At 78.0% G+C, this 12,480-nt stretch carries 1 protein-coding gene; it reads left to right on the forward strand.

The genetic code is table 11. From position 1 onward, the window contains the following. The first annotated feature begins 16 nt into the window (after positions 1–16). Complete coding sequence (locus tag ACIP60_RS05315) at positions 17–12,472, forward strand: amino acid adenylation domain-containing protein (RefSeq protein WP_400680255.1); 12,456 nt, start codon at positions 17–19, stop codon at positions 12,470–12,472. Positions 12,473–12,480: the final 8 nt, after the last annotated feature.

Below are 12,480 nucleotides of genomic sequence, written 5' to 3' on the forward strand. Positions count from 1 at the left end.
CGGGAAGGGCCGGACCATGGCTGGCACCACGACCACGCAGGCCGAGCACGGCGACCGGGAGGAGCTGACGGCCGCCCAGGCCGGCGTCCTCTCCGCGCAACGGATCGACCCCGGCAGCCCGGCCCACAACGTCGGCCAGTACGTCCGGATCGACGGCCCGCTCCAGCCCGACCTGCTCGAAGCCGCCCTCGCCCGCACCCTCGCCGAGTCCGACGGACTGCACCTGGCCGTCGCCGAGGGCACCGACCGGGCCCGCCGGCGCCGCTTCGACCCCGACGCCTGGACGCTCGCCCGGCTCGACACCAGCGCCGCCACCGACCCCGAGCAGGCCGCCGTCGACCTGGTCCGCCGCCAGCTCGCCCGCCCCGCCGACCTGGAGCGCGAGGCGCTGCACGGCGCGCTGCTGGTGCGCACCGGCGAGCAGCGGCACCTGTGGTTCCAGTGGTTCCACCACCTGGTGATCGACGGCTACGGCGTGGCCCTGTTCACCCGCCGGGTCGCCGAGGTGTACACCGCGCTGGTCGCCGGGGACGCCGTCCCGGACAGCCCGCTGCGGCCCGCCGCCGTCCTGCGCGAGGCCGAACGGGCCTACGCCGGGGGCGAGTCCGCGGCGGCCGACCGCGACTGGTGGCTGGCCCGCCACGCCGACCGCCCGGAGGTCCGCGCCCTCACCGAGCAGCAGGCCGCCGCCGCGCCCGCCGCGCTCCGCCACCGGATCACCCTGGACGCCGGGCGCACCGCCCCCGTGCTGGCCGCCGCCAAGGCCGCCCGGGCGACCTGGGCCGAGGCCGCGCACGCCGCCCTCGCCGCCTACCTGCACCGGATGACCGGCACCGCCGACCCCGTCCTCGGCCTGCACCTGATGGCCCGCACCGCGCCCGGCACCCCGCGGGTGGTCGGCATGGCCGTCAACATCCTGCCGCTGCGGCTGGCCGTCGACCCGGCCGACGGCTTCGACGCCCTGCTGCGCCGCTCGGCCGCCGAGCTGAAGGACGTCCGGCGCCACCAGCTGTACCGGGGCGAGGAGTTGCGCCGCGCGCTCGGCCTGGTCGGCACCGACGGGCGGCTGTACGGGCCGCTGCTCAACATCAAGCCCTTCGACCTCGACCTGGACTTCGCGGGCAGCCCCGGCCACACCGTCAACCTCGCGGCCGGTCCGGTCGACGACCTCTCGCTCTCCGTCGCCAAGACCCCCGACCACCGGCTCCGGCTGGAGTTCGACGCCAACCCGCTGCTCTACACCGAGGCCGAACTCGCCCTGCACGCAAGCCGGTTCACCGCCCTGCTGGAGCGCCTGGCGGCCGAGCCGCAGCGCCCGCTCGGCACCCTGGAACTGCTCGCCGACGAGGAGCGCGCGGACGTCCTGGAGCGCTGGAACGCCACCGCGCGGGAGGTGCCGCCCGGCACCCTGGCCGGGCGGATCGCCGCCCGGGTCGAACGGACCCCGGACGCCCCGGCCGTGACCGCCCCCGACGGTGAGCTGACGTACCGTCAACTCTGGCTCCGTGCGGGCGACCTGGCCGAGGAGCTGGCGGCGCACGGGGCCGGGCCGGACGCCGTGGTCGCGGTCGCCGTGCCGCGCTCCACCGACCTGATGGTCGCCCTGCTGGGCGTGGAGCGGGCCGGCGCCGCCTACCTGCCGCTGGACACCGACCACCCCGCCGAGCGGCTGGCCGGCATGGTCGAGGACGCCGACCCGGTCCGCGTCCTCACCGTCGGCGCCGTCCTGGACCGGCTCCCGGCCGGAGCCCGCTCCCGCGCCCTGCTGCTCGACGCCCGCGAGCCCGACGCGCCCCGGGCCGCACCGGTGCCCGCCGGGCCCGACCACGCCGCCTACGTCATCTACACCTCCGGCTCCACCGGCCGCCCCAAGGGCGTCGTCGTCACCCACCGGGCCATCGTCAACCGCCTGGAGTGGATGCAGCACGCGTACCGGCTCACCGCCGACGACCGCGTCCTGCAGAAGACCCCGGCCGGGTTCGACGTCTCGGTCTGGGAGTTCTTCTGGGCGCTGTGCGAGGGCGCCACCGTCGTGCTGGCCCGCCCCGACGGCCACAAGGAGCCCGGCTACCTCGCCGACCTGATCGCCGAACGGGCCGTCACCACCCTGCACTTCGTCCCCTCCATGCTGCGGGCCTTCCTGGAGGAGCCCGGCCTCGCCGCCCGCTGCGCCACCCTGCGCCGCGCCTTCTGCTCCGGCGAGGCGCTGCCCGCCGACACCGTCGAGCGCTGGTACGCCGCCCTCCCCGACGTCCCGCTGCACAACCTGTACGGCCCCACCGAGGCCGCCGTCGACGTCACCCACCACCGCACCGCCCCCGGCGCGGGCACCGTCCCGATCGGCCGCCCGGTCTGGAACACCCGCCTGTACGTGCTGGACGCCGCGCTGCGCCCCTGCCCGGTCGGCGTGCCCGGCGAGCTGTACCTGGCCGGTGTGCAGCTGGCCCGCGGCTACCTGAGCCGCCCCGGCCTGACCGCGTCCCGCTTCGTCGCCGACCCCTACGGCGGGCCCGGCGAGCGGATGTACCGCACCGGCGACCTGGTCCGCCACCGCCCCGACGGCGCGGTGGAGTACCTGGGCCGCACCGACGACCAGGTCAAGATCCGCGGCTTCCGGATCGAACTCGGCGAGGTCGAGGCCGCCCTCGCCGCCCTGCCCGGTGTCGACCAGGCCGCCGTCACGGTGCGCCAACTCCCCGGCGGCGCCCGGCAGCTGGTCGGCTACGTGGTGCCCCCCGCCGCCGACCCGCAGGCGCTGCGCGACCGGCTGGCGCTCACCCTGCCCGAGTACTTCGTCCCCGCCGTGCTGGTCGGCCTGGACGCCCTGCCGCTGTCCGTCAACGGCAAGCTCGACCGCAAGGCGCTGCCCGCGCCGTCCGCCGACCCGGCCGGACCGACCGCGCCGCGCACCGCGACCGAGCGCATCCTGGCCGCGCTGGTCGCCGAGGTCCTCGGCCTGCCGGTGGACCAGGTCGGCGCCGACGACAACTTCTTCTCGCTCGGCGGCGACAGCATCTCCGCCATCCAGCTGGCCGGCCGGGCCCGGCACGCCGGGCTCGCCCTCACCCCGCGCACCGTCTTCGACCGGCGCACCGTCGCCCGGATCGCCACCGCGCTCACCCCGCTCGACGCCCCGGCGCCCGCCGCCCCGGCCGCCCCCGCCGTCGACCGCGAGGGCCCGCTGCCCGCCACCCCCATCGGCGAGTGGCTGCGCCACCAGGGCGGCCCGATCGGCCGGTTCGGCCAGGCCGTCACACTCACCGTCCCCGCCGGACTCGACCCGGACCGCCTCGCCGCCGCCCTCGACACCCTCACCGCCCACCACGACGCCCTGCGGCTGCGCCTGCACACCACCCCCGCCGCCACCGCCGGGACCGCGCCGGACTGGACGCTGGAGGTCCGGCCCGCCGCGGCCCTGCCCGGGGCCGAACTGCTGCGCCAGCTGCGGGTCGAGGCCGCCGAGCTGACCTCCGCCGCCGAGGTCGAACGGGAGGCCGCCGCCGGCCGGCTCGACCCCGGTCTCGGCGTGCTGCTCCAGGCCGTGCACCTGGACGCCGGGCCCGAGCGGTCCGGGCTGCTGGTGCTGGTGGTGCACCACCTCGCCGTCGACGGCGTCTCCTGGCGCATCCTGCTGCCCGACCTGCGGGACGCCTACCAGGGCCGCCCGCTCGCCCCCGTACCGACCTCGCCGCGGGCCTGGGCGCACGGCCTGGCCGACGCCGCCGCGAGCCCCGCCGTGCAGGCCGAACTCCCGTACTGGAAGCAGCAGTCGGCGCACCCACAGGCCCCGCTGCTGGCCGAGGCGCCGCTCGACCCGCGCCGCGACACCGCGGCCCGCACCCGCCGGCTGCGGCTCACCCTGCCCGCCGGGCGCACCGCGCCGCTGCTCACCACCGTCCCCGCCGCCCGCCGGGCCGGCGTCGACCACGTCCTGCTGACCGGCCTCGCCCTGGCCGTGCAGGAACGCCGCCGCGCCCTGCACGGGGACGCCGCCGCCACCACCCTGCTGCTGCGCCTGGAGGGCCACGGCCGCGAGGACCAGCTCGTCCCCGGCGCCGACACCTCGCGCACCGTCGGCTGGCTGACCAGCGAGTTCCCGCTGCACCTCGACCTGGCCGGCCGCCAGGAGCCCGGCGCCGCGCTCGCCGAGGTCAAGGAGCGGCTGCGCGCCCTGCCCAACGCGGGCACCGGCTGGGGCCTGCTGCGCCACCTGGACGCCGCCGGGGCGCTCGCCCTCGCCGACGCCCCCGAGCCGCGGCTGCTCTTCAACTACCTGGGCCGGTTCGGCGCGAGCGGCGAGCCCTGGACGCCCGCCCCCGAGGCCGGGGACGCGATCACCGCCACCACCGACCCCGACCGGCCCTGCGGACACGCCCTGGAGATCGGCGCGTTCGTCCACGAGCGGGCCGACGGCCCCGAGCTGACCGTCCAACTCACCTGGCCCGAGGCGCTGTTCGGCGAGGCCGAGGTCCGGGCGCTGACCGAGGAGTGGTTCGACCGGCTGGACGCCCTCGCCCGCTGGGCGGCCCGCCCGGACGCCGCCGCGCCCACCCCCTCCGACGTGCCGCTCGCCCCCGTCGCCCAGGCCGACCTGGACGCCCTCGCCGCCCGCTACCCGGGCCTGGAGGACGTGCTGCCGCTCTCCCCGCTCCAGGAGGGCCTGCTCTTCCACGACCGGATGCTGCCCGCCGGCGACGACGCCACCTACACCTCGCTCACCTCGCTCGACCTGGACGGCCCGCTGGACCGCGCCGCCCTGGTGCGGGCCGTGGACACCGCCGTGGCCCGGCACGGCGCGCTGCGCGCCGCCTTCGCGCTCACCGCCGCCGGCGAGCCCGTGCAGGCCCTCGCCGCCCCGGCCCCCGTCCCGTGGACCGAGCACGACCTGTCCGGGCTCGACGCCGACCGGCAGGCCGCCGAGGCCGCCCGGATCGCCGACGAGCAGGCCGCCCGCCGCTTCGACCTGGCCCGGCCCCCGCTGGTGCGCTGCACGCTGCTCGCGCTCGGCCCCGAGCGGCACCGGCTGCTGCTGACCCGCCACCACATCGTGATGGACGGCTGGTCCACGCCCGTGCTGCTGCGCGAGGTGCTGACCGCCTACCGGGGCGAGGAGCTGCCCGCCGCCCCGCGCTGGGCCGACCACCTGGCCTGGCTGGCCGGACGCGACGCGGACGCCGACACCGCCGCCTGGCGCCGCGCCCTGGCCGGCCTGGAGGGCCCCACCCTGCTCGCCGACGCCCTGGGCGCGACCGCCCCCGGGGAGGGCGCCGGGGCCGCCCGCGAACTGGAGCTGCCGATCCCGGCCGAGCTGGCCGCCGCGCTCACCGCCACCGCCCGCCGCCACGGCCTGACCCTCAACACCCTGGTGCAGGGCGCCTGGGCGATCCTGCTGGGCCGCCTCACCGGCCGCACCGACGTGGTGTTCGGCACCACCGTCTCCGGCCGACCCGGCGAACTCCCGGGCGTGGAGGCCGCGGTGGGCCTGTTCAGCAACACCCTCCCGGTGCGCTGCACGCTCGACGAGGACGAGCCGGTCGCCGACGCGCTGGCCCGCCTCCAGCAGGCGCAGGCCGCGCTGCTCGACCACCAGTACCTGGGCCTGGCGCAGATCCAGGCCGCCGCCGGGCACGGCACCCTGTTCGACACCCTGCTGGTGTTCGAGAACTACCCGATGCGGCCCGGCGAACTGGCCGCCGGAGCGGTGCGCGTCGCGGGCATCGGCAACCGGGGCGCCACCCACTACCCGCTGACCGTCCTGGTGCTGCCCGGCGAGCACCCGCAGCTCACCGTCGAGTACCGCCCCGACACCTTCGCTCCCGACCGGGCCGCCGCCATCGCCGCCCGCCTGCTGCGCCTGCTCGCCGCCATCGCCGCCGAACCCGGCACCCCCGTCGGCGCGCTGGAGGTGCTGACCGCCGAGGAGCGGCACACCGCGCTGGACGCCTGGAACGCCACCGGCCGCCCGGTGCCCCCCGGCACCGTGGTCGACGCCTTCCGGGCCACCGCCGCCGCCCACCCCGACCGGACCGCCGTCGTGCACGGCGCCGAGAGGCTGACGTTCCGTCAACTGGCCGACCGGGTCGACACCTACGCCCGCCACCTGGCCGCGCTCGGCGCCCGCCCGGACACCGTGGTCGCCCTCGCCCTGCCGCGCTCCGCCGACCTGGTCGCCGCCCTGCTCGGGGTGCTCGCCGCCGGCGCCGCCTACCTGCCGGTCGACCTCGACCACCCGGACGAGCGGATCGCCCTGATGCTCGCCGACGCCGCCCCGCTGCTCACCCTCACCACCGCCGAACTCGCCGCCGAACGCCCCGCGCTGGCCGACGCCGAACTCGGCGCCGTCCCGCTCGCCGAACTCGGCACCCTGGACGCCGAACCCGTCCGCCCCGAGCCCGGCCACCTCGCCTACGTCATCCACACCTCCGGCTCCACCGGCCGCCCCAAGGGCGTGCAGGTCCCGCACCGCGGCCTGGCCAACCTGCTGGAGCACCACGGCGGCACCGTCTTCGCCCGGGCCGTCGCCGCCGCCGGCGGGCGCGTGCTGCGCGCCGCGCACACCGCCTCGTTCTCCTTCGACTCCTCCTGGGAGCAGCTGCTGTGGCTGCTGCTCGGCCACGAACTGCACGTCTACGGCGAGGAGTTGCGCCGCGACCCGCAGGCCCTCGCGGCCCGCCTGACGGCCGACCGGATCGACACCCTGGACGTCACCCCGTCCTTCGGCGCCCAGCTCGTCGAGTGGGGCCTGCTGGACGACCCCGCGCACCGCCCGCTGCTGTTCCTGGTCGGCGGCGAGGCCGTCGGCGACACCCTGTGGCGGCGCATCCGGGCCACCCCCGGCGTGCTCGGCCACAACTTCTACGGCCCCACCGAGTACACCGTCGACACCCTCGGCGCCGACCTCGCCGCCAGCCCGACCCCCTTCGTCGGACGGCCGATCGGCAACACCCGCACCTACGTGCTGGACGCCCGGCTGCGCCCCGTCCCGCCCGGCACCCCCGGCGAGCTGTACGTCGCCGGGCCCGGCCTGGCCCGCGGCTACGGCAACCGGCCCGCGCTGACCGCGTCCCGCTTCGTCGCCGACCCGTACGGCGGGCCCGGCGAGCGGATGTACCGCACCGGCGACCTGGTCCGGCACCGCCCCGACGGCAGCCTGGACTACCTGGGCCGCGAGGACGACCAGGTCAAGATCCGCGGCTTCCGGGTCGAACCCGGCGAGGCCGAGGCCGCGCTCGCCGCGCTGCCCGGCGTCGCCCAGGCCGCCGTCGTGGTCCGCCCCGCCCCCGGCGGCGCCAAGCGCCTGATCGGCTACGTCGTGCCCACCCCCGGTACCGACACCGACCCCGCCGCGCTGCGCAAGGCGCTCGGCGAGGCGCTGCCCGAGTACCTGGTGCCCGCCGCGCTGGTCGTGCTGGACGCGCTGCCGCTGAACGTCAACGGCAAGCTCGACCGCCAGGCGCTGCCCGAGCCCGGCGCCGACGCCTACGCCGCCCCGGCCGGCCGGGCCCCGCGCACCGAGCGCGAACGGCTGGTGTGCGAGGCGTACGCCGAGGTGCTCGGCCTGCCCGCGGTCGGCGTCGACGAGGACTTCTTCGCCCTCGGCGGCCACTCGCTGCTCGCCACCCGGGTGGTCGGCCGACTGCGCGCCGCGCTCGGCGCCGAGGTCGCCATCCGCGCCCTGTTCGAGGCCCGCACCCCCGCCGCGTTCGCCGCCCGGCTGGAGGACGCCGCCACCGGCTACGCCGCCCTCACCGCCCGCCCGCGCCCCGAGCTGGTCCCGCTCGCCCCCGCGCAGGCCAGGCTCTGGTTCCTGGACCGCCTCCAGGGCCCGTCCACCGCCTACACCATCCCGTGCGCCCTGCGGATCGACGGCGAACTCGACGCCGACGCCCTGAAGGCCGCGTTCGGCGACGTGCTGGCCCGGCACGAGGCGCTGCGCACCGTCTGCGCCGAGCAGGACGGCCGCCCCTACCAGCGCGTCCTGACCGCCGAGCAGGCCGGGGTGCCGTTCGAGGTCCGCCAGGTGGCCGGGCACCGGCTGGACGCCGAGACCGCCGCCGCCGGCGCGCACGTCTTCGACCTGGCCGGGGAGATCCCGGTGCGCGCCGTGCTGCTCAGCGCCGGACCGCACCGCCACGTGCTGAGCGTGGCCCTGCACCACATCGCGGGCGACGAGTGGTCCGAGGGCGTGCTGCTGCGCGACCTGGACGCCGCGTACGCCGCCCGCCGGGCCGGGCGCGCCCCCGAACTCCCGCCACTGCCGCTCCAGTTCGCCGACCACACGCTGTGGCAGGCCGAACGGCCGATGCAGGAGCAGTCCGCGTACTGGGCCGAGCGGCTGGCCGGGCTGCCCGCCGAACTCGCGCTGCCCGCCGACCGCCCCCGCCCCGCCGAGGCCAGCGGGCGCGGCGGCGCCGTCCGGCTCGCCCTGCCCGCCGAACTCCAGTCCCGGCTGGGCGAGTTCAGCCGCGCCAGCGGCGCGACGCCGTTCATGGTGGTGCAGGCCGCCGCCGCCCTGCTGCTGGGCCGGCTGTCCGGCACCGCCGACGTCGCGCTCGGCGCGCCGGTGGCCGGACGCGGCGACGAGGCGCTGGAGCAGCTGGTCGGCTTCTTCGTCAACACCCTGGTGCTGCGCCACGACCTGAGCGGCGACCCGGCCTTCACCGAACTGGTGGAGCGCGCCAGGGAGACCGTGCTCGGCGCGCTCGCCCACCAGGAGCTGCCCTTCGACCGCCTGGTCGAACTGGTCAACCCCGAACGGAGCCTGGGCCGCCACCCGCTGTTCCAGGTGATGGTGCAGTACCGCAAGGAGGCCGGCGGTCTGGACCGCCTGCTCGGCGCCCGCACCGCCTTGCTGCCCGACCCGGTGCACGCCGCCCGCTTCGACCTGGCGTTCACCTTCGTGGAGTCCGCCGACGGCACCCGCACCGACCTGACCGTCATCCACGCCGAGGACCTGTTCGACCGGGCCACCGCCCGCCTGTTCGGCACCCGCCTGCTGCGCGTCCTGGACCAGGCCCTGGCCGACCCCCGGCAGCCGGTCGCCCGGATCGAACCCACCTCCGCCGAGGAGCTGCGCGGCCTGGCGGGGGAGTGGAACGCCACCGCCATCCCGGTCCGCGCGGGCACCCTGGTCAGCCGGATCGCCGAACAGGTCGCCGCCGCGCCCGACGCGGTCGCCGTCGACTTCGAGGGCGAGCAGCTGACCTACCGTCAACTGTGGGAGAAGGCGGGCAGGTTGGCGGGCGCGCTGACCGCCCGCGGCGCCGGGCCGGACGCCGTGGTCGGCGTCGCCGTGCCGCGCTCCGCCGACCTGATGGTCGCCCTGCTGGGCGTGGAGCGGGCCGGCGCCGCCTACCTGCCGCTGGACACCGAGTACCCGGCCGAACGCCTCGCGGGCATGATCGAGGACGCCCGCCCGGTCTGCGTGCTCACCCTGCCCGGCGCCACCGACGCCGTCCCGGCGGTGGACGGCGTCCCCGTCCTGCCGGTCGACGCCACCGGCCCGCGGGACGCCGTCCTCACCGAGCCCGGCCCCGACCACGCCGCCTACGTCATCTTCACCTCCGGCTCCACCGGCCGCCCCAAGGGCGTGGTCGTCACCCACCGGGCCATCGTCAACCGCCTGGAGTGGATGCGGGAGCTGTACGCGATCGGCGCCGCCGACCGCGTCCTGCAGAAGACCCCGGCCGGGTTCGACGTCTCGGTCTGGGAGTTCTTCCTCCCGCTGACCGTCGGCGCCCGCGTCGTGCTGGCCCGCCCCGGCAGCCACCGCGACCCCGCCCAGCTGGCCGACCTGACCGCCCGCGCCGCCGTCACCACCTGCCACTTCGTGCCGTCCATGCTCGCCGCGTTCACCGCCGCCGCCGAGAGCGACCCGGCCCTGCGCCGCCGGTTCGCCACCGTGCGACGGGTGTTCTGCTCCGGCGAGGCGCTGCCCGCCGCCGCCGTCGACCGCTTCCTGGCGCTCTGGCCGCAGATCGAACTGCACAACCTGTACGGCCCCACCGAGGCCGCCGTCGACGTCACCCACCACCGGGCCTGGGCCGGCGCGGGCACCGTCCCGATCGGCCGACCCGCCTGGAACACCCGCCTGCACGTGCTGGACGCCGCGCTGCGCCCCTGCCCGGTCGGCGTCCCCGGCGAGCTGTACCTCGCGGGCGTCCAGCTGGCCCGCGGCTACCTGGGCCGCCCCGGCCTGACCGCGTCCCGCTTCGTCGCCGACCCCTACGGCGGGCCCGGCGAGCGGATGTACCGCACCGGCGACCTGGTGCGCTACCGGATCGACGGCAGCGTCGAGTACCTGGGCCGCACCGACGACCAGGTCAAGATCCGCGGCTTCCGGATCGAACTCGGCGAGGTCGAGGCCGCCCTCGCCGCCGTCCCCGGCATCGCCCAGGCGGCGGTCGCGGTCCGGCAGCTCGCCGGCGGCACCCGGCAACTGGTCGGGTACGTGGTGCCCGCCGCCGGCTCCGGCGCCACCGGCCACGGCGCGCGGGCCGCGCTGGCCGCGACCCTGCCCGAGCACCTGGTGCCCGCCGTGGTGGTGGAACTCGCCGCCCTGCCGCTGTCCGTCAACGGCAAGCTCGACCGCAAGGCGCTGCCCGACCCCGGACGGCAGCCCGCCGGCCCGGCCACCGCCCCGACCGCCGTCCAGGCCGCCGCCGCCCAGGCTCCGGCCCGGCGCGGGCCCTCCGCCTTCGCCCGGGTGTTCGCGGAGGTGCTGGGCCTGGCCGAGGTCGGCGAGGAGGAGAACTTCTTCGCGCTCGGCGGCGACAGCATCGTCTCGCTCCAGGTGGTCAGCCGGGCCAGGAACGCCGGGTACGCGATCACCACCAAGGACGTCTTCCAGCACCCGACGCCCGCCGCGCTGACCGCCGCGTTCGGCGGCGCCGCACCCGCCGCGCCCACCGAGCCCACCGCGTCCGCCGCCCCGGCCGCCCCCGCCGCCGTCCCGGTCGAGGGCCCGGTGCCGCTGCTGCCCGTCGTGCACTGGCTGCGCGAACGCGGCGGCCCGGTCCGGCGGTTCAACCAGTCCGTGCTGCTCGCCGTCCCCGGCGGACTCGGCGAGCAGGCGCTGCGCACCGCGCTCGCCGCCCTGGTCGAGGCCCATCCCGCGCTGCGCACCGCGCTGGACGACACCGACGGCCTGTGGACCCAGCAGATCCTCCCGCCCACCGCCGACCCCGCCCTGCTGCGCCGCGTCCCCGCCCCCGGCGGCCCCAGCGCCGAACGGCTCACCGCCGAGGCCGACCGGGCCGCCGACGCCCTCGACCCGGCCACCGGGCGGATGCTGCGCGCCGTCTGGTTCGACGCGGGCGAACAGGCCGAGGGCCGGCTGCTGCTGACCGTCCACCATTTCGCCGTGGACGGCGTCTCCTGGCGCATCCTGCTCCCGCGCCTGGCCGCCGCCCACCGCGAGGCCGCCGCCGGCCGCCGCCCCGCCCTCGCCCCCGAACCCGTCGCCCTCCGCGACTGGGCCGCCCACCTGCACACCCACGCCCAGCAGCGCACCCGCCTCGCCGAGACCGCCCACTGGCGCACCGCGCTCACCGGCCCGCCCGGGCCGCTCGCCCACCTGACCGCCGACCCGGCCCGCGACACCGCGGCCACCCTGCGCACCCTGCGCCGCACCCTGCCCGCCGACCGCACCGCCCCGCTGCTCGCCGTCCCCGGCACCGGCACCGACGAACTGCTGCTCGCCGCCCTCGTCCTCGGCCTGGCCCGCACCCGGCCCGACGCGGCCCCCGCGCTCCAGCTCGACCTGGAGGGCCACGGCCGCGGCGGCCACGACGGCCACACCCCCGACCTGTCCGGCACCGTCGGCTGGTTCACCACCGTCCACCCCGTCCGCCTCGACCTGGCCGGACTCGACCCCGCCGCCACCGCGGACGCGCTGGACCGGGTCCGGGAGCAGCTGCGCGCCGCCCCCGACAAGGGGCTCGGCCACGGCCTGCTGCGCCACCTCAACCCGCAGACCGCCCCGCTGCTGGCCGCCGCCCCGGCCTCCCCGGTGCTGTTCAACTACCGGGGCCGCATCGACCAGGCCGCCCCGTCGGCGGGCGGCTGGCCGCTCGCCCCGGCCCCCGAACGCGCGGCGGTCGCCGTCGGGGCCGGGCCCGACCCGGCGGCCCCGGTCGGGTACCCGCTGGAGATCGACGCCGTGGTCGTCGCCGACCGGGACGGCCGGCCCGAGCTGGCGGTCGAACTGTCGTGGCCGCAGGCCCTGTTGACCGAGGCGGAGGCGGCCGGGATCGCCGACGCCTGGTTCGCCGCGCTGGACGCCCTCGGCGCCCTCGCCACCGCCGACCGCCGGATCGGCACCGACAGCGGCACCGACAGCGGCACCGACAGCGGCACCGGCACCGGCGGCAGCGCCGCCGTCCCGGCCGCGGCGAACCCGCCGCTGGTCACCCTCAAGCAGGCCCAGCTCGACCGGCTGGAGTCCAAGCTGCGCGGGCGCCGCCGCCGATGACCACCCCC

The organism is Kitasatospora sp. NPDC088783 (assembly GCF_044750705.1).
In the GTDB taxonomy this organism is placed as follows: domain Bacteria; phylum Actinomycetota; class Actinomycetes; order Streptomycetales; family Streptomycetaceae; genus Kitasatospora; species Kitasatospora fiedleri.